Source organism: Pelomonas sp. BJYL3, from assembly GCF_027257975.1.
Classification (GTDB): Bacteria; Pseudomonadota; Gammaproteobacteria; order Burkholderiales; family Burkholderiaceae_C; genus Roseateles_B; species Roseateles_B flavus.
Genome location: NZ_JANZKX010000002.1, coordinates 119,911 through 136,562, shown reverse-complemented (window position 1 = coordinate 136,562; position 16,652 = coordinate 119,911). Strand labels below are relative to the sequence as shown.

The 16,652-nt window shown below is 68.5% G+C and carries 18 protein-coding genes; 7 read left to right on the top strand and 11 right to left on the bottom strand.

Annotated features, from left to right (window positions below):
- Positions 1-2 precede the first annotated feature (2 nt).
- Positions 3-221 (top strand): hypothetical protein, encoded by a 219-nt coding sequence (locus O9Y01_RS06270; protein WP_269630679.1) that lies wholly within the window; start codon positions 3-5, stop codon positions 219-221.
- Between the two features lie 56 nt (positions 222-277).
- Here the strand turns inward: O9Y01_RS06270 and phbB are convergent, their stop codons facing one another.
- Together phbB and O9Y01_RS06260 are read right to left on the bottom strand one after the other, a co-directional pair.
- Positions 278-1,003, bottom strand: a complete 726-nt coding sequence (gene phbB, locus O9Y01_RS06265) for an acetoacetyl-CoA reductase (protein ID WP_269630678.1) — start codon at positions 1,001-1,003, stop codon at positions 278-280.
- Positions 1,004-1,317: 314 nt separating this feature from the next.
- Entirely contained in the window at positions 1,318-2,361 is a 1,044-nt protein-coding gene (locus tag O9Y01_RS06260; RefSeq protein WP_269630677.1) for a hypothetical protein, read from the bottom strand.
- Positions 2,362-2,511: 150 nt separating this feature from the next.
- Between O9Y01_RS06260 and O9Y01_RS06255 the strand changes: the two genes are divergently transcribed.
- On the top strand, positions 2,512-3,507 hold the full coding sequence (locus O9Y01_RS06255) for a helix-turn-helix transcriptional regulator (RefSeq protein ID WP_269630676.1): 996 nt from the start codon (positions 2,512-2,514) through the stop codon (positions 3,505-3,507).
- On the opposite strand, the gene O9Y01_RS06250 is transcribed toward O9Y01_RS06255, so the two are convergent.
- The 3 genes from O9Y01_RS06250 to O9Y01_RS06240 form a co-directional block, all read right to left on the bottom strand.
- The gene (locus O9Y01_RS06250) at positions 3,480-3,842 is read right to left on the bottom strand and encodes a hypothetical protein (protein WP_269630675.1); all 363 of its coding nucleotides are present in this window, start codon (positions 3,840-3,842) and stop codon (positions 3,480-3,482) included. The two genes, O9Y01_RS06255 and O9Y01_RS06250, sit on opposite strands and share 28 nt — an antisense overlap.
- Before the next feature lie 19 nt (positions 3,843-3,861).
- Entirely contained in the window at positions 3,862-4,455 is a 594-nt protein-coding gene (locus tag O9Y01_RS06245; RefSeq protein ID WP_269630674.1) for a cob(I)yrinic acid a,c-diamide adenosyltransferase, read from the bottom strand.
- A 64-nt stretch (positions 4,456-4,519) separates the two neighbouring features.
- Positions 4,520-4,753 (bottom strand): hypothetical protein, encoded by a 234-nt coding sequence (locus tag O9Y01_RS06240; protein WP_269630673.1) that lies wholly within the window; start codon positions 4,751-4,753, stop codon positions 4,520-4,522.
- Between the two features lie 154 nt (positions 4,754-4,907).
- Between O9Y01_RS06240 and O9Y01_RS06235 the strand changes: the two genes are divergently transcribed.
- Entirely contained in the window at positions 4,908-6,338 is a 1,431-nt protein-coding gene (locus O9Y01_RS06235) for an FAD-binding oxidoreductase (RefSeq protein ID WP_269630672.1), read from the top strand.
- 18 nt (positions 6,339-6,356) lie between these two features.
- Here O9Y01_RS06235 and O9Y01_RS06230 read toward each other — a convergent pair whose 3' ends face one another.
- From O9Y01_RS06230 to O9Y01_RS06210, 5 genes are all read right to left on the bottom strand, one after another.
- Positions 6,357-7,121: a substrate-binding periplasmic protein gene (locus O9Y01_RS06230; protein ID WP_269630671.1), complete on the bottom strand. Its 765-nt coding sequence runs from the start codon at positions 7,119-7,121 to the stop codon at positions 6,357-6,359.
- Positions 7,122-7,152: 31 nt separating this feature from the next.
- A complete protein-coding gene (locus O9Y01_RS06225; RefSeq protein ID WP_269631375.1) occupies positions 7,153-8,661 on the bottom strand; it encodes a SpoVR family protein in 1,509 nt (502 codons plus the stop codon).
- Positions 8,662-8,756: 95 nt separating this feature from the next.
- Positions 8,757-10,037: a YeaH/YhbH family protein gene (locus O9Y01_RS06220; RefSeq protein WP_269630670.1), complete on the bottom strand. Its 1,281-nt coding sequence runs from the start codon at positions 10,035-10,037 to the stop codon at positions 8,757-8,759.
- A gap of 123 nt (positions 10,038-10,160) precedes the next feature.
- A complete protein-coding gene (locus O9Y01_RS06215) occupies positions 10,161-12,083 on the bottom strand; it encodes a PrkA family serine protein kinase (RefSeq protein ID WP_269630669.1) in 1,923 nt (640 codons plus the stop codon).
- A gap of 457 nt (positions 12,084-12,540) precedes the next feature.
- Positions 12,541-13,452: a ParB/RepB/Spo0J family partition protein gene (locus O9Y01_RS06210; RefSeq protein WP_269630668.1), complete on the bottom strand. Its 912-nt coding sequence runs from the start codon at positions 13,450-13,452 to the stop codon at positions 12,541-12,543.
- Between the two features lie 145 nt (positions 13,453-13,597).
- Between O9Y01_RS06210 and O9Y01_RS06205 the strand changes: the two genes are divergently transcribed.
- Genes O9Y01_RS06205 through O9Y01_RS06190 form a run of 4 tightly spaced genes read left to right on the top strand, consistent with a single transcriptional unit; the run spans position 13,598 to position 16,045 of the window.
- The gene (locus tag O9Y01_RS06205) at positions 13,598-14,671 is read left to right on the top strand and encodes a S41 family peptidase (protein WP_269630667.1); all 1,074 of its coding nucleotides are present in this window, start codon (positions 13,598-13,600) and stop codon (positions 14,669-14,671) included.
- Between the two features lie 60 nt (positions 14,672-14,731).
- A complete protein-coding gene (locus O9Y01_RS06200; RefSeq protein WP_269630666.1) occupies positions 14,732-15,133 on the top strand; it encodes a DUF6249 domain-containing protein in 402 nt (133 codons plus the stop codon).
- Positions 15,126-15,689: an RNA polymerase sigma factor gene (locus O9Y01_RS06195; protein WP_269630665.1), complete on the top strand. Its 564-nt coding sequence runs from the start codon at positions 15,126-15,128 to the stop codon at positions 15,687-15,689. The genes O9Y01_RS06200 and O9Y01_RS06195 overlap by 8 nt, the downstream gene beginning before the upstream one ends.
- Positions 15,686-16,045, top strand: a complete 360-nt coding sequence (locus tag O9Y01_RS06190; protein WP_269630664.1) for a hypothetical protein — start codon at positions 15,686-15,688, stop codon at positions 16,043-16,045. The genes O9Y01_RS06195 and O9Y01_RS06190 overlap by 4 nt, the downstream gene beginning before the upstream one ends.
- Positions 16,046-16,072: 27 nt before the next feature.
- Here O9Y01_RS06190 and O9Y01_RS06185 read toward each other — a convergent pair whose 3' ends face one another.
- Positions 16,073-16,651, bottom strand: a complete 579-nt coding sequence (locus O9Y01_RS06185) for an RBBP9/YdeN family alpha/beta hydrolase (protein ID WP_269630663.1) — start codon at positions 16,649-16,651, stop codon at positions 16,073-16,075.
- Between the last annotated feature and the right edge of the window lies 1 nt (position 16,652).

The window sequence follows — 16,652 nt, the reverse complement described above, 5'->3', positions numbered from 1 at the left end:
TTATGAGCAGCTATAACTTCGGATCCGCGGGAAGCATGTGGCGCGTGGTGTTCTATGAACGCCGCGCAAACCGCGTCCATGTGGACCGCACCGGGCCCTGGCTGCCAGACCGGCAACTCGCACGGAACTGGGCCCTGTGGTTCCAGGAGCGGGGCTATTACGTGGCCCTGCAGGACTCCGCCGGCACGCTGGAGCGCTTCAGCAAGGGATTGCCGGCCTGAATGCCTGGCTGGCTGCCTGGATTGCCGGCGCAGCCACGCGACGCCCAGGCGCTCGCTCAGGTCATGTACTGGCCGCCATTGGCGCTGAGCGTCGCGCCGGTGATGAAGCTGGCTTCGTCGGCCACCAGGAAGCACACGCAGCGCGCGATCTCCTCCGGCGTGCCCAGGCGGCCCACCGGGATCTGCGGCAGGATCATGCTGCTCACCACCTCGGGCTTCATGGACTTGACCATGTCCGTGGCGATATAGCCGGGGCAGATCACGTTCACCGTGATGCCCTTGCTGGCGTTCTCCAGGGCCAGGGCCTTGCTGAAGCCGATTTCGCCGGCCTTGGCGGCCGAGTAGTTGGTCTGGCCCAGCTGGCCCTTCTGGGCGTTGATGGACGCGATGTTGACGATGCGTCCGAAGCTGCGCTCCCGCATGCCGTTGATCACCTGGCGGCTCATGTTGAAGAGCGAGTTCAGGTTGGTGTTGATCACCGCCTGCCACTGCGCCAGGGTCATCTTGTGCAGCATGCCGTCGCGGGTGATGCCGGCGTTGTTGACCAGCACGTCCACCGGCCCCAGCTGCGCCTCCACCTGGGCCACGCCGCGCTCGCAGGCTTCGTAGTCGGAGACATCCCAGCGGAAGACGGGGATGCCGCTCTGCGCATGGAAGGCCTCGGCGGCGGCTTCGTTGTCTGCATAGACGCTGGCCACGCGGTAACCCTGGTCCTTCAGGCCCAGGGCGATGGCGGCGCCGATGCCGCGGGTGCCGCCTGTCACGATGGCCACTCTTTGCATGTCTGATGTCTCCTGGTGTGATGCAAATGGCGCGTGCGCGCCAACGCCGCATCATTCGCGGGACGGCCTCGGGCGTCAACCGCTGCGGCCCCCCGGCATGAGGGCAGAAGGGGCGATGGCGGCGCATAAAAAACAGCCCCGCCGGGCATGCGCCGGGCGGGGCCGAGAAGGCAAGAGCGAGAGTATTGCTCCGTCTGGCACCGGCACGGAGCCGGTGAGTCGACGGCCGGCACTGTGCCAGCTTCGCATGACATGGGAATGACGCCGCGCAAGAAGCGGCGAGGGGAGGGCGTTCCTGCAGACGCTCTCCGGACTCAGGCCAGCCCCCATCCCTCGGTGGCCGCGGGCACTTCGTGCTGCTGCACATGCACCGGGCACAGGCGCTTGGCGGCAGCACGTTGCACCAGCTGCTCGGCCTGTGCGGCCGTGAGGCGCAGGGCGAAGCGGGTCCAGCGGCGCTGCACCAGCGCGTGGCCCCAGGCGTCCTCCAGGGCGTGGCGGATGTCCTGCGGCGCCTGCAGCTGCTGCTGCTGGAGAACGCGCGGCACGAAGGCCAGCACGAAGCGGTTGAAGTCCGCCTGCAGGTCCGGCTGCGGCAGCAGAGCCTCCAGGCGCGCGAGGCGCTGGCTCCAGCCGGGCGTGGCGAACTGGCGGGTCACCAGGGCCTGCAGAGCCTGGATGGGATTGAAGAGACGCAGTCGGTTGGGCGGCAGCACATGCAGGGGCAGGGCGGCGGCCTGCTCGTGCGGCAGGGGCGTCACGAAGCTGCTCAGCAGGGCCAGGCGTTGCCAGGCCTGTGCATCCAGCCCGCCCATCTGGCGGATCGGGCCCTGCTGCAGGCTTCGGGCTGCGGCCTGCAGTGCGGCGAAGTCCCGGTCACCCTTGGCGGCGTTGGCCTGGCGGCTCATCATGGCCAGGTTGCCGGCGGCATAGCCCGCATCGTCGCGCACGCGGTCCAGGCTGCGCTGGCAGGGGTCGCCGGGGATGTCGTTGAGCGGCTGGCGGCTGATGGGGCAATGGCCGGTGTCCAGCTGCTGCAGGTAGTTGGGCGTGAGCAGGGTGGTCTCGAAGCTGCGGCCGCGGGCCCAGGCATGGGTGCGCAGTTGCAGCCAGCGCTGGGTGTGGCCGCCGGCCTTCAGCGTGCGGCGCCCGAAGGTGGCGTGGCCGGCCTGCCAGCCCTGGCGCAGGGGCGAGGCGCTGAAGAGGTGTTCCACCGCCGGCGTCAGGCCGTGGCGGGCGTGGTCCCAGCCGAGCTCGAAGCCGACCTGCTTGCCGGCGGGCAGGGCGGGCGCCTCGTCCATGGCCAGGTCAAGCTGGGCCGGGGCGGCGGGAAGGGTCAAAGCGCTGAGTTGGGCCATGGTCATCTCCTGCAAAGGTTGGGAGTGCTGGCCGCCACAAATCTGTCAGCGACCTTGTGGCACAGTGTGCGGTGCAGGTAGCTCAAGGCGTGAGCTACCTGCGCTTCGTGCGAAAGCAGGGGAAAACCACGACAGGGAGGGCCGCTGGCCATGGATCGAACCGAGCGCTTCTACAAGATCGAAATGCTGATCCGCGCCCAGGAGTGCGTCAGCTTCGCGACGCTGCTGGAGGCGCTGGAGGTCTCGCCGGCCACGCTCAAGCGCGACCTGCAGTACCTGCGTGAGCGCATGGACGCTCCCATCGAGTACGACGCCCTGGACAACGGCTATCGCTTCAGCCAGGACTGGCGCGGCCAGAAGCACGAGCTGCCAGGCGTGTGGTTCAGCGAGAAGGAGCTGCATGCCCTGCTGACCATGAACCAGCTGCTGTCCAGCCTGGACGAGAACGGCCTGCTGACCCGCCACCTGCAGCCCATGCTGGACAAGCTCAGCGGCATGCTGGGCAGCGACGAGGCCGAGTCCCGCGAGCTGACGCGGCGGGTCAAGCTCATCTCCACCGCCCGGCGCCGGGTGCCTTCCGAGCATTTCGAGACCGTCGGCAGCGCCCTGGTGAAGCGCCAGCGCCTGCGCCTGTCCTATCGCAAGAGGGGGCGCGGGGGGCAGGCGGGCTCGCTGGGCGAGCGGGTGGTGTCACCGCAGCGATTGGTCCACTACCGCAACACCTGGTACCTGGACGCCTGGTGCCACCAGAGCGAGGGCCTGCGGCGCTTTGCACTGGATGCGGTGGAGGCGGCCGAGGCCACGCCGGACAAGGCGCGCCCGGTCGCGGTGAAGCAGCTGGAGTCTGAGCTGGACCAGGGCTATGGCATCTTCGCGGGCGGGCGGCCGCAGCGGGCGTGCCTGGTCTTCAGTGCCGAAGCGGCGCAGTGGGTCTCCCGCGAGGAATGGCATCCTGCTCAGCGGAGCCGTTGGCTGGCGGACGGCCGCTGGGAGCTGGAGGTGCCCTATGTGGACGCCACCGAGCTGCTGATGGACCTGCTGCGCCATGCCGGCGAGGTGGAGGTCCTGGCGCCCGCCGCCCTGGCCGAGGCCTACGAGGAACGCCTGCGACAGGCGCTTCAGCGTCTGCCGCGCAGCAGGAAGTAGAGGCACAGGGCCAGGCTCAGCAGGCCCACCGGGATCTGCAGGGCCAGCAGAGTGGACCACCCGCCGCTGTGCCGCTCCGGCCAGCCTAGGCCGCCTAGCACCAGCGATCCCAGGCCCACGCCGCCGAAGAAGAACAGGCGCAGGGCATGGCCCAGCGGGCTGGACGCCTCCGCTTCATCGTCCTCGCCGAAGGGGCCCATGCCCGTGGCAGCACACAGCAGCAGGAACAGCCCCAGCAGCAGCCAGGCTGGCATCGGGTGGTGCAGGCGTTCCAGGCGGCTGTTCAGGGCCAGCAGGCCCGTGCCGCCCAGGGCGAAGAGCAGGATGCGCAGCACGGGACCTTGAGGGCCGTGCTCAGGCCTGCCCGGGCTCGTCCTGCTGGCGCTGGAGGCGTTCGCTGTGCCAGTAGACGTCGTCCCCGCCCTTGCCATCGAGGTTGGCGCGGTTGAGCACGCGGGCCAGCACGAAGAGCAGGTCGGAGAGGCGGTTGAGGTACTGGCGGGGTGCGGCCTCGATCTTCTCGCCCTGGTGCAGGGCATGGACCACGGACCGCTCGGCGCGGCGGGCGATGGTGCGGGCCACGTGCGCGATGGCGGCGCTGCGGGTGCCGGCGGGCAGGATGAATTCCTTGAGGCGGGGGAGATGGGCGTTGTAGTGGGCCAGCGCCTCGTCCAGGCGCAGCACGGCGTCTTCCTTGAGCAGGCTGTAGCCGGGCATGCACAGCTCGCCGCCCAGGTTGAAGAGCTCGTGCTGGATGGTGATCAGCAGCTCGCGGACGTCCTCGGGCAGCAGCTCGGCCAGCAGCACGCCGAGGGTGGAGTTGAGCTCGTCCACATCGCCCATGGCCTGGACGCGCAGGTGATCCTTGGGCACGCGCGTGCCGTCACCCAGGCCGGTGGTGCCGTCATCTCCGGTGCGGGTGGCGATCTGGGAAAGTCGGTTGGCCATGATGACAGGGAGCGGGCTTGTTGATGAGGCCCGCATCTTGCCTCAGTCCGACCGGGTGCCCGGATTAGCCCCTGCGTCCGCTGCGGTGAAAGTCGGGCCGCTGGGGACGGGCCGGGTGCGCATGCGCGCCTTCGCCATGGGGCTTGGGCTCATGGCCCGGCGGTGCCGCAGGTGTGGCGGGCGCACGGAAGGCGTTCATGATGTTCTGGACCAGCAGGGCCAGCATGTCGCGCCGCCACAGGCCCAGCAGGGCCAGGGCCACGACGGCGATCAGCAGGATCCAACTCGAAGTCGTCATGAAAGCTCCTCGTGCGGCGATCGTGCGACCATGGTGGCACGGGCGCGCCGGGGCTTCAAGCCTTCGCACTTGCGCCAGCGCAGGTCCGGCCCGTTCAGGCGCGGTTCAGCACCGATTCCTAGAATGCCCATCGAAGCAATGCCGGAGTTCCGCCATGACCCATGCCTCCCTGCCTGCCGCCCTGAACGGCCCGCGCCGCGCCGTGCCCGAGCTGCTGAAGCAGGCCTGCCGTGAACGCTTCGGCGCGCGCTGCGTCGAGTCGCTGGCGGTGCGCCAGCAGCATGGCCGGGACGAGAGCCCCTTCGACGTGGAGCCGCCGGACCTGGTCCTCTTCGTCGAGAGCGAGGAGGAGGTCGCCTTCGTGCTGGCCCAGGCCCAGCAGCACGCGGTGCCGGTGATTCCCTATGGCGCGGGCACCTCGCTGGAAGGTCATCTGCTCGCGGTGCAGGGCGGCATCAGCCTGGACCTCTCGCGCATGAACCGCATCCTGGCCATCCAGGCCGAGGACCTGACGGTGACGGTGCAGCCCGGCGTCACGCGCCACCGGCTCAATGACGAGCTGCGCCACCAGGGCCTGTTCTTCCCCATCGACCCGGGAGCCGATGCCTCGCTGGGCGGCATGGCGGCCACGCGGGCCAGCGGCACCAATGCCGTGCGCTACGGCACGCTGCGCGAGAACGTGCTGGCCCTGCGCGTGGTCACGCCGGGTGGCGGCGTCGTGCGCACGGGCTCTCGGGCGCGCAAGAGCAGCGCGGGCTATGACCTCACCCGGCTCTTCGTGGGCAGCGAGGGCACGCTGGGCGTGATCACCGAGCTGACGCTGCGGCTGTATCCGCTGCCGGAGGCGGTGTCCGCGGCGATCTGCTTCTTCCCCAGCATCGATGCGGCCGTGCAGACCACCATGCAGATCATCCAGATGGGCGTGCCCATCGCCCGCTGCGAGCTGCTGGATGCCCACACGGTGCGGGCCGTCAATGCGCATGACCACCTGGGCCTGCGGGAATCGGCCATGCTGCTGATGGAGTTCCACGGCTCGGCCGCCAGCGTGGCCGAACAGGCCGGCACGGTGCAGGAGATCGCCCGCGACTGCGGTGGCGAGGACTTCGAGTGGGCCAGCACGCCCGAGGAGCGCACCCGGCTGTGGACGGCCCGCCACCACGCCTACCTCTCGGCCCTTCAGATGAAGCCCGGCTGCCGCTGCGTCACCACGGACACCTGCGTGCCCATCTCGCGCCTGGCCGAGAGCATCAACGAGTCGGTGGCCGAGGTGCAGGCCTCGGGGCTGCCCTATTTCATCGTGGGGCACGTGGGGGACGGCAATTTCCACATGGGCTACCTGATCGACCCGGCCCTGCCGGCCGAGCGCGAGACGGCCGAGCGCCTGTCGGCACAGATGGTGGCACGCGCCCTGCGCCTGGGTGGTACCTGCACGGGCGAACACGGCATCGGCCTGCACAAGCAGGACTTCCTGCTGGACGAGGCCGGCGCGGAAGCCGTGGACCTCATGCGCACGCTCAAGCGGGCGGTGGACCCGCTGGACATCATGAATCCGGGCAAGATCTTTCCCGGTCAGGCGGGCGCCTAGGCCCGGCGGGCAGGGCCGCTAGCGATAGCGGCGCAGGATCTCCTCCAGCCGGCCCTCGCTCAGCAGGGCCTGCTGGGCCGAGGCCAGCTCGGACAGCGGAATGGGCGAGCTGCGCTGGCGCAGGCAGTACAGGGCCGTGCGCGAGACCTCCAGCGGCGAAGTCACCAGGATGCGCAGCCGGGGGTCATGCGCCCGGGCATAGGCGAACTGCAGATGGCTGATCACGCTGTAGTCGGCACGACCCAGGCTTTGCATGAGCAGCAGGCGCCCTTCGTTGTGCGCCAGGCTGCGCTCCAGGTGGCCGGCCTCGAACAGCGGGTCCAGCAGCGGATAGCGGTAGCCGCTGACCACGCCCACGGTCCGGCCCTGCAGCTGCTCCAGATGCCGCACCAGGGGCGTGCCGGGCAGGCTCACCAGCTCCTCGACCACCTCCATCAGCGGCCGCGGCAGCCACTCGATCCAGGCCTCGTCCTGCGCGCTGTACCACTGGGGGTTCTCGAAGCACTGCACATCGAAGCCGCCTTCGCGCAGCTGCTGACCCACACGGCGCGTGGGCATCAGGAGAAAGCGGGCCTCGCGCCCCAGGCGCTGCGCGAGGGCCAGGCCCCAGTCATGGACGATGCCGCCCTGCAGCCGGGCCTCGCCGCTGCCCTGGCTGATGTCTGCGAAGGGGAGGCTGGCGCCCGTGGTCACCAGCAGGCGCAGCGGTGGTGCGGCGGCCTCGGCAGCCAGGCTCAGGGCCAGGATGGCCAGCGTGCAGGCCCGCGCGGCCCAGGCGCCCATGCTCAGGGCCTCCTGAGGGAAGGCGCCGTGCTCAATGTGCAGGCGCCGGCACGGTCCAGCGCTTGCTCACCTCGCCCTTGCCGTTGACGCTCTCCAGTTGCACGCCAAAGCCCCACAGCCGGGCCACGTGCTTGAGCACTTCCTGGGCGCCCTCATGCAGGGGACGGTCCAGATGCTGGGTGTGGCGCAGGGTCAGGGAGCGGTCGCCGCGCAGGTTGACGTTCCAGACCTGGATGTTGGGCTCGCGGGTGGAGAGGTCGTACTGGCGCGAGAGGGCCTCGCGCACGTGCTGGTAGCCGCTCTCGTCGTGGATGGCGGAGATCAGGTACTCCTTCTCCTTCTCGTCATCCAGGATGGCGAAGAGCTTGAAGTCGCGCATGAGCTTGGGGCTCAGGTACTGGCCGATGAAGCTCTCGTCCTTGAAGTTGCGCATGGCGTGCTGCAGCGTGGGCAGCCAGTCGCTGCCGGCGATGTCGGGGAACCACTGGCGGTCCTCGGCGGTGGGGGCCTCGCAGATGCGCTTGAGGTCGGTGTACATGGCAAAGCCCAGGGCATAGGGATTCAGGTTGGCCATGGGCTGCTGCGCGATGACGTTGGTGTGCGACTTCAGCCACTCGATCATCATGCCGTCGGTGAGGTAGCCGTCGTCGTACATCTGATTGAGCAGGCGGTGGTGCCAGAAGGTGGCCCAGCCCTCGTTCATCACCTGGGTCTGGCGCTGCGGGTAGAAGTACTGGGCGATCTTGCGCACGATCCGCACGATCTCGCGCTGCCAGGGCTCCAGCAGGGGTGCGTTCTTCTCGATGAAGTACAGCAGGTTCTCCTGCGGCTCCTCGGGGAAGCGGCGTGCAGCCTGGGCTTCGGCGTCCTTGTCGGCCCGGCGGGGCAGGGTGCGCCAGAGGTCGTTGATCTGCTGCTGGGCGTAGGACTCGCGATCCTTGAGACGGTTGCGCTCCTCGGCCAGCGAGAGCTTGGCAGGCCGCCGGTAGCGGTCCACGCCGTGGTTCATCAGGGCGTGGCAGGAATCGAGCACAGCCTCCACCGCGTCCAGACCATGACGCTCCTCGCATTCGGCCACGTAGTTCTTGGCGTAGACGAGGTAGTCGATGATGGACGAGGCGTCCGTCCACATGCGGAAGAGGTAGTTGCCCTTGAAGAAGCTGTTGTGGCCATAGCAGGCATGGGCGATCACCAGGGCCTGCATGGCCATGGTGTTCTCCTCCATCAGGTAGGCGATGCAGGGGTCGGAGTTGATGACGATCTCGTAGGCCAGGCCCATCTGGCCGCGCTTGTAGTTGCGCTCGGTGGCGATGAATTCCTTGCCGTAGCTCCAGTGCCGGTAGTTCACCGGCATGCCCACGGAGGCGTAGGCGTCCATCATCTGCTCGGCGGTGATGATTTCCAGCTGGTTGGCATAGGTGTCCAGGCCGTAGCGCTCGGCGGTCTGGCGGATCACCTCGTGGTACTCGTGGATCAGCTCGAAGGTCCAGTCGCTGGGAGCGGGCAGGGGGTGGTCCGGTCGTTTCTCGAGGGGTTTCATCTGACGCAGGGGAGGCGGGGAGCGGCGGCCACCCCATTCATGGCGGTTGGCCGCCAGGCCGGTGCTGCGGCGGTTTTCAAGATCGGGAGAGCGGTTCATGCGGAGGCTCCTTCCTTCTTGAACAGGTCGCGGAAGACCGGGTAGATCTGGTTCACCTCCACGGCCTTGCGCATTGCGAACTGCGGCACCTCGTCGGCCAGCTTGGCGTATTCCTCCCAGAGGTTCTGTTCGGCCTCCGCCACCTGCACATAGGCGAAGTAGCGGCACAGGGGCAGGATCTTGTCGGTGAGCAGTTCGCGGCAACGGCCGCTGTCGTGGTGCCAGTTGTCGCCATCGCTGGCCTGGGCGCCGTAGATGTTCCATTCCGAGGGCGAGTAGCGCTCGCGGATGATCTGCTCCATCAGCACCAGGGCCGAGGACACCACGGTGCCGCCGGTCTCGGTGGCGTGGAAGAAGTTCTGCTCATCCACCTCCTGGGCCTGCGTGTGATGGCGGATGAAGACCACCTCGATCTTCTCGTAGTGCCGCGTGAGGAAGAGGTAGAGCAGGATGAAGAAGCGCTTGGCCAGGTCCTTGCGGGCCTCGTCCATGGAGCCGGAGACGTCCATCAGGCAGAACATCACGGCGCGCGTGGTGGGCACCGGCACCTTGACCCGCGAGCGGAAGCGCAGGTCGATGGGGTCGAGGAAGGGGATGGCCTCGATGCGCCCCTTGAGATGGGCGATGCGGGCCTCGGTGTCCTCGATCAGCGGCTTGTTCTCGGGATGTTCGGGCAGCTCGCGCAGCAGCAGGGCCAGGCGTTCCTCCAGCTCATGCAGCTCGCGCCGCTTGCCCATGCCCAGCGCGATGCGACGGCCCAGGGCGCCCCGCATGGAGCGCACCACGTGCAGGTTGGTGGGCGTGCCGTCGCTGGTGAAGCCGGCGCGGTGGCTCTTCCATTCCGGCGTCTCGGCCAGGGTGGTGCGGGCCATATTGGGCAGGGCCAGGTCGTCGAAGAAGACCTGCATGAACTCTTCCTTGCTGAGGTGGAAGACGAAGTCGTCCTCGCCCTCGCCGGAGTCGCTGGCCTGGCTGCCCTGGCCCTGGCCCTGGCCGCCCTGGGGCTTGGGTACGCGGTCGCCCTTGACGTGGTCCCGGTTGCCCGGCCTCACCACCTCGCGGGTACCGCCCTCGCCATGGCCGAAGACGGGTTCGCTGAGGTCCTTCTTGGGGATGTGCACCTCTTCGCCGCGCTCCATGTCCCGGATGCCACGCCCGTCCACCGCCCGCCGTACCGCCTCGCGGATCTGGTCCTTGTGTCGACGCAGAAACCGCTCGCGATTGCCGATGGACTTGTTCTTGCCCGAAAGCCGTCGATCGATGATCTGCTGCAGCATGTGCTGTCCTTCTGTAGCCCGCTCCACCCGGCTTTCCCGAGCGGGGCCCGCGGATCCGGCTTGGCCGGGCCGTCGGGCCCGCCCCCTCGAGGGGGCGCGCGAAGCGCGTAGGGGGTGGTCCGGTCAGCTACTCTTGCGCACGCGCAGGTACCACTCGCAGAGCAAGCGCACCTGCTTGGCCGTATAGCCCTTGTCGACCATGCGCTGCACGAAGTTCTCGTGCTTCTTGGCCTCCTCGGCACTGGCCTTGGCGTTGAAGCTGATCACGGGCAGCAGCTCCTCGGTGTTGGAGAACATCTTCTTCTCGATCACCGTGCGCAGCTTCTCGTAGCTGGTCCAGGCCGGGTTCTTGCCGGCGTTGTTGGCGCGGGCCCGCAGCACGAAGTTGACGATCTCGTTGCGGAAGTCCTTGGGATTGCTGATGCCCGCGGGCTTCTCGATCTTCTCCAGCTCGGCGTTCAGCGCCGAACGGTCGAAGACCTCGCCGGTGTCGGTGTCGCGGTACTCCTGGTCCTGGATCCAGTAGTCGGCGTAGGTGACGTAGCGGTCGAAGATGTTCTGACCGTACTCGGAATAGCTCTCCAGGTAGGCCGTCTGTATCTCCTTGCCGATGAACTCCGCATAGCGCGGCGCCAGCGCCTCCTTGATGAAGCCGACGTACTTCTGCTCCAGCTCGCCCGAGAACTGCTCGCGCTCGATCTGCTGCTCCAGCACGTACATCAGGTGCACCGGATTGGCCGCGACCTCGCTGGGGTCGAAGTTGAAGACCTTGGAAAGGATCTTGTAGGCAAAGCGCGTGCTGATGCCGTTCATGCCCTCGTCCACGCCGGCGTAGTCGCGGTACTCCTGCAGGCTCTTGGCGCGCGGGTCGGTGTCCTTGAGGTTGTCGCCGTCGTAGACCTGCATCTTGGAATAGAGCGTCGAGTTCTCCGGCTCCTTCAGCCGGGTCAGCACCGCGAACTGCGCCATCATCTTCAGCGTGCCCGGGGCGCACTTGGCCTCGGCGAGCGAGGAGCCACGGATCAGCTTCTCGTAGATCTTCATCTCCTCGCTGACACGCAGGCAGTAGGGCACCTTGACGATGTAGATGCGGTCGAGGAAGGCCTCGTTGTTCTTGTTGTTGCGGAAGGTCTTCCACTCGCTCTCGTTGCTGTGCGCCAGCACGATGCCGTCGAAGGGGATGGCACCGAAGCCTTCGGTGCCCTTGAAGTTGCCTTCCTGCGTGGCGGTCAGCAGCGGGTGCAGCACCTTGATGGGCGCCTTGAACATCTCCACGAACTCCAGCAGGCCCTGGTTGGCCAGGCACAGGCCGCCGCTGTAGCTGTAGGCATCGGGGTCGTCCTGCGCGTAGGTCTCGAGCTTGCGGATGTCGACCTTGCCCACCAGGCTGGAGATGTCCTGGTTGTTCTCGTCACCCGGCTCGGTCTTGGCCACGCCGATCTGCTTGAGCACGCTGGGGTAGCGCTTGATCACGCGGAACTTGCGGATGTCGCCGCCGAACTCGTCCAGGCGCTTGACGGCCCAGGGCGAGAGGATGCGGTTGAGGTAGCGGCTGGGGATGCCGAACTCCTTCTCGAGCAGCGGGCCGTCCTCCACCGGGTCGAAGAGGCCCAGCGGCGATTCGTTCACCGGCGAGTCCTTCAGCGCGTAGAAGGGCACCTGCTCCATCAGCTGCTTGAGCCGCTCGGCGATGGAGCTCTTGCCGCCGCCCACCGGGCCCAGCAGGTAGAGGATCTGCTTCTTTTCCTCCAGGCCCTGTGCGGCGTGGCGGAAGTAGCTGACGACCTGCTCGATGGCTTCCTCCATGCCGTAGAACTCGGCGAAGGCGGGATAGAGCTTGATGGTCTTGTTGGCGAAGATGCGCGAGAGCCGTGGGTCGTTGCGCGTGTCCACCATCTGCGGTTCGCCGATGGCCTTGAGCATGCGCTCCGCGGCGGTGGCGTAGGCGAGGGGATTGCGCTTGCACTCGGCCAGGTACTCTTCGAGCGAGAGCTCTTCGATCCGGCTGCGCTCGTAGCGTGCGGTGTAGTTGCTGATCACGTCCATGCTGACCTCCTGTGTTCGTTGGAGGCGATGCCGGGCATATGACATCCGGCATCGTCCGGGAAGTTCTGGTGACGTCCTGGGGCAAGGCGTCATCAGAGCTTTCCGAGCATCAGCGCTGGTCAGCAGCGTCGTGCAGCGGGGGATCCGGCAGTCCTCGAAAAAGGCCCGTGCGGGGCGACTTCTCGAGGCCTGTCTGCTGCAATCAGGGGCCGGTTCCCATCCTACGCCGCTTGTCGCGGCAAGGAAGGACACAAGACCTGACCCCTCATGGCTTCACTTGTAGTCCTTTCACGATGACTTCGCAACGCTGTCCTGCGGGGGCGCGTTTACAGCATAGACCCCTGCATGATGCGCGGGCAGGGAATCCGGTGTCGAAAGGCGTGAAAAAAAGCCGTGCACAGGGCACGGCTTTGGGAGCGTGGACGCGTGTCAGGCGCGGCGCGGACTCACAAAGGCTTCACTGAGGCCCGCGCAGGCGCTCGATCAGGCCGTTGAGCTCGTCCAGCGAGCTGAACTGGATGGCGATCTCGCCGGACTCGCCGCGCCGCGTCTTCTTCTTCACGCGGATCTCCACCTGTGCGGTCAGCAGATCGGACAGCTCTTCCTCCAGGCGCAGCACGTCGCGACTCTTGTCGCCCTTGACGCGCAGCAGCGGTGCCTGGCGGCCGGCGCCCTGGTGGCGCTGCACCAGCTTCTCGGCCTCGCGCACGCTCAGCTTCTTGGCGGCGATTTCAGTCGCGCTGGTGATCTGATGGGCGCCGTCCAGGGCCAGCAGGGCGCGGGCATGGCCCATGTCGAGGTCACCCGCCATCAGCATGGCCTGCACCGGCTCGGCCAGGTTCAGCAGGCGCAGCAGGTTGCTGGCGGCGCTGCGCGAGCGGCCCACGGCCTGTGCAGCCTGCTCGTGAGTGAGCCCAAACTCGTCCGTGAGGCGTTTCAGGCCCTGGGCCTCTTCCAGCGGGTTGAGGTCCTCGCGCTGGATGTTCTCGATGAGGGCCATGGCCGCCGCGGCTTCATCCGGCACAGCCTTGACCAGCACCGGCACATCGCGCAGGCCGGCCAGCTTGGCGGCACGGAAGCGGCGCTCGCCGGCGATGATCTCGTAGCGGGCCACGCCGTCCTTGGAAGCGTCGGCACCAATGGGGCGGACCAGGATGGGCTGCATGATGCCCTGGCCCTTGATGCTCTCGGCCAGCTCGTAGAGCGAGCCCTCGTCCATGCGCGTGCGGGGCTGGTATTTGCCGGCCTGCATCTGCTCCAGGCGCAGTGTGCTGGGCTCGCCTTCGCGCGCGGCGGGCGTTTCAGAGACTTTGGGGCCCAGCAGGGCCTCCAGGCCCATGCCGAGCCCCTTGGGTTTTTTCGTGACCATGGGGTGGATTGTCGCAAAGTGCCGTTGCGCCCCTGCGCGCAGCGCCGGAGGATTTTTTCAGGCGACCTGCATCCAGATCGGCGCTCCCTGCATCCAAGCAGAAGAGACCTCCATGTGGCGGGGTCCTGAAACGAGGAGCGCTTGCATGTCGACACCCCAGATGAAACGGCAGACACAAGGCCTGGCCCTGGCGGCCGCCCTGATGCTGAGCCCGCTGAGCATGGCCGCGCCAGGCGTCGGCTCTCCCCTGGTCCTGCCACCTGCGGAACAGGCGGCCCTGGGCCAGCAGATCGGCCTGCGCCTGAACCGGGACTATCACGACCTGACCCGGGTCCCCGCCGCGCTGGCAGCCCTGAAGCCGCAGGCCGGGGCCTTGCCAGGCCCGGTCCTGGCCGAGGCCTGGACCCGCCTGCTGCAGGATCAGCTCAACGATGCCCATGCCCGCCTGGTCTACAGCCCCGAGGCCTTGCCGCTGGACGCTGACGCGGCCGAGGAGGGCCCCTCGGGCCCACCCCCCGAGGTGATGCGCCACCTGAACTGTGGTGTGGAGCGCGTGGAGCACTATCCCGGCAATATCGGCTACCTGCGCGTGGATGCCATGGCCCCGCCCGAGGCCTGCGCGCCCACGATGGCGGCCGCCTTGCAGGTGCTGGCGCAGAGCGATGCCCTGATCCTGGACCTTCGCCGCAACCGCGGCGGCAGCCCGGACATGGTGCAATGGCTGGCCAGCCACCTCCTGCCGCCGCAGACAGCCCTGAGTTCCATGGTCCGTGCCCGTGATGCTTCCAGCGAAGCCCTGAAGACGCAGGCCGGCCTGCCGGGGCCGGACCTGAGCCGAGTCCCGCTGTACCTGCTCACCAGCAGCAAGACCTTCTCGGCCGGCGAGCACCTGGCCTACGACCTGCAGCAGGCCGGCCGCGCCACGGTGGTCGGCGAACCCAGCGGCGGCGGAGCCAATCCCGGCGCCTTCCGCACTGTGCATCCGCACTTCCGCCTGTGGGTTTCGCTGGCGCGCTCGGTGAGCCCGGTCACGGGTGGCAACTGGGAAGGGCACGGCGTCCAGCCCGACGAGCGCGTCAAGGCCCCAGAGGCGCGACGCGTGGCCTATGGCCGGGCGCTGAAGGACCTGGTGCAGGCCAAGGCACCGAGCGCCATGCCAGGCGAGCGGGAAGAGATCCTGGGCGAACTGGACGAAGTATCGAAACTGCTGGGCCTCTGAGCCCCGCACCGCGGCCCGGCCGGAAGCGGCCTGACCCCGTCATGACGAAGGATTACGACGATGGACAACGTGAACGAGCTGTTTGTAGGCCTGGGAATGATCGTGGTGACGCTGGTCGCCATCATCGGCCCGGTGATGGTGCTGCTGCGCCTGATGCGCCACCAGACCCGCCAGAAGGAACAGCGCTACCGCTTCCTGCTGGACCTGGCCGACCGCCATCAGGTGCTGCCGCCGGAGCTGCTGAAGGAGCCCACGCCGACCGAGGCGGACCGCCGCCGCGGCCTGGTGCTGGTCAGCGCGGCCGTGGGCATCTGGCTGAGCCTGCAGCTGCTGCCGCTGGAGTACAGCGAGGGGCATCGCCTGGGCGAGTTGTGGGGCCTGGCCTGCCTGCCGCTGATGGTGGGCCTGGGCTACCTGGCCAGCTGGTGGCTGGGCCAGCGCGGCCAGCGGGCCGATGGCTGAGCCCCTCGACCCGGAGGACCGGCTGGACCGGCTCCTCGTGCGGCGGGTGCTGGACACCGGTGAGGCACAGGCCTTCGAGCAGCTGCTGCGGCGCCACCAGGGCCTGGTCCGGGCCCAGCTGCGCCGCCTGCTTCACGGCGACGCCGCCCAGGCGGACGAGCTGGCGCAGGAGGTCTTCCTGCGTCTGTGGCGCAAGCTGGACCAGTACCGCGGCGAGGCCCGCTTCGCGACCTGGCTGTTCCGCCTGGCCTACACCGTGTTCCTGGAGTCGCGTCGCAAGCGCCACCTCCCCCTGGAGGACGACGCGGACCTGGAAGGCGCGGCTGGTGCCGACCTCGGCCCCTCGCCGGCCCTGCGCCTGGACCTGCAGCAGGCCCTGGAGCGCCTGCCCCGCCCGGAGCGCCAGGCCCTGATGCATTGCGCCGAGCTGGGCCTGAGCCACGAGGAGGCCGCCCAGGTGATGGGACTGCCCCTGGGCACGCTGAAGTCGCATGTGCAACGAGGCAAGCAGCGTCTGCGAAGCTGGTTGCAGGACTGGAAGGAGACGACGCCATGAGCGAGTTGAATCACGAGACCCTGGGGCCTTCGGATCCGGACGACGACGCCGTGCTGGACGCCTGGCTGGCCCAGGCCCGGCTCGACCCGGTGCCGGACGACGGTTTCAGCGCGGCGCTGATGCAGCGCCTGCCCGACCCCGGGCGCTACCGTCGGCGCTCGAAGGCGCCCTTGTGGGGGGCGGGGCTGGGCGGCGGTCTGCTGGTCTGGCAGCTGGCCGGCACGGGCCTGCTGCCCCAGGCCCTGGCCGGTGGAGCGGCAGGCCTGCTCACGCCGGCGCTGGGCGTCGTCCTGGCCTGCGTGCTGGGCCTCAGCGCCGGGGTCAGCGGCTGGGTCTGGGCGGAGCGCGAGGGCTGAGCGCGGCCGGGCCTCTCTCAGAGCGTCTCAGCGCGTCTCGCCGCACAGCGTCGCCAGCAGAGCCTGGCCCTCGGGCCAGTCGCCCAGGCCGCTTTCGGTGTTGAGATGGCCGCGCGGTCCCGCCATCACCAGGCGGGCGCCCCAGTCGGCGGCCATCTGGCCGGCCCGCTCGGGCGCGCAGTAGGGGTCGTCGGACGAGACCACGGCAATGGCCGGGAAGGGCAGGCGAGGGCGGCGGATGGGCCGCCAGTTGTGCAGCTGGGGCGGCATGTCCTCGCGCTCGGTGTCGGGCGGCGCCACCAGCAGGGCGCCGCGCACGCGGCCGGTGTGCTGCGAATGCGCGGCCCAGGCCGCCACCAGCTGGCAGCCCAGGCTGTGGGCCACGAGCACGGCGGGTGTCTGCGCCAGGCGCGGGTCGGTCAGCAGCACCTCGTCCAGCCGCGCCATCCAGTCGCCGCGGCGCGGCCAATCCCAGTCGGCCTGCTCGATGCGGACATGGCCCAGCTGCCGCTCCCAGCGGCTCTGCCAGTGCTCAGGATCGGAATTGAGCCAGCCGGGCAGCAGGTAGACGGGTGGGGGCGTGTCACAGGAGGGCAGAGGCATCATC

What these genes read in the sequence shown, in the direction of transcription:
- O9Y01_RS06245 (WP_269630674.1), bottom strand. Translation starts at nt 4,455, where the DNA reads ATGGCCAACCGACTTTCCCAGATCGCCACCCGCACCGGAGATGACGGC.
- O9Y01_RS06210 (WP_269630668.1), bottom strand. Translation starts at nt 13,452, where the DNA reads ATGGTCACGAAAAAACCCAAGGGGCTCGGCATGGGCCTGGAGGCCCTG.
- O9Y01_RS06270 (WP_269630679.1), top strand. Translation starts at nt 3, where the DNA reads ATGAGCAGCTATAACTTCGGATCCGCGGGAAGCATGTGGCGCGTGGTG.
- O9Y01_RS06200 (WP_269630666.1), top strand. Translation starts at nt 14,732, where the DNA reads ATGGACAACGTGAACGAGCTGTTTGTAGGCCTGGGAATGATCGTGGTG.
- phbB (WP_269630678.1), bottom strand. Translation starts at nt 1,003, where the DNA reads ATGCAAAGAGTGGCCATCGTGACAGGCGGCACCCGCGGCATCGGCGCC.
- O9Y01_RS06260 (WP_269630677.1), bottom strand. Translation starts at nt 2,361, where the DNA reads ATGGCCCAACTCAGCGCTTTGACCCTTCCCGCCGCCCCGGCCCAGCTT.
- O9Y01_RS06190 (WP_269630664.1), top strand. Translation starts at nt 15,686, where the DNA reads ATGAGCGAGTTGAATCACGAGACCCTGGGGCCTTCGGATCCGGACGAC.
- O9Y01_RS06255 (WP_269630676.1), top strand. Translation starts at nt 2,512, where the DNA reads ATGGATCGAACCGAGCGCTTCTACAAGATCGAAATGCTGATCCGCGCC.
- O9Y01_RS06205 (WP_269630667.1), top strand. Translation starts at nt 13,598, where the DNA reads ATGTCGACACCCCAGATGAAACGGCAGACACAAGGCCTGGCCCTGGCG.
- O9Y01_RS06235 (WP_269630672.1), top strand. Translation starts at nt 4,908, where the DNA reads ATGACCCATGCCTCCCTGCCTGCCGCCCTGAACGGCCCGCGCCGCGCC.
- O9Y01_RS06215 (WP_269630669.1), bottom strand. Translation starts at nt 12,083, where the DNA reads ATGGACGTGATCAGCAACTACACCGCACGCTACGAGCGCAGCCGGATC.
- O9Y01_RS06195 (WP_269630665.1), top strand. Translation starts at nt 15,126, where the DNA reads ATGGCTGAGCCCCTCGACCCGGAGGACCGGCTGGACCGGCTCCTCGTG.
- O9Y01_RS06185 (WP_269630663.1), bottom strand. Translation starts at nt 16,651, where the DNA reads ATGATGCCTCTGCCCTCCTGTGACACGCCCCCACCCGTCTACCTGCTG.
- O9Y01_RS06240 (WP_269630673.1), bottom strand. Translation starts at nt 4,753, where the DNA reads ATGACGACTTCGAGTTGGATCCTGCTGATCGCCGTCGTGGCCCTGGCC.
- O9Y01_RS06225 (WP_269631375.1), bottom strand. Translation starts at nt 8,661, where the DNA reads ATGAAACCCCTCGAGAAACGACCGGACCACCCCCTGCCCGCTCCCAGC.
- O9Y01_RS06220 (WP_269630670.1), bottom strand. Translation starts at nt 10,037, where the DNA reads ATGCTGCAGCAGATCATCGATCGACGGCTTTCGGGCAAGAACAAGTCC.
- O9Y01_RS06230 (WP_269630671.1), bottom strand. Translation starts at nt 7,121, where the DNA reads ATGGGCGCCTGGGCCGCGCGGGCCTGCACGCTGGCCATCCTGGCCCTG.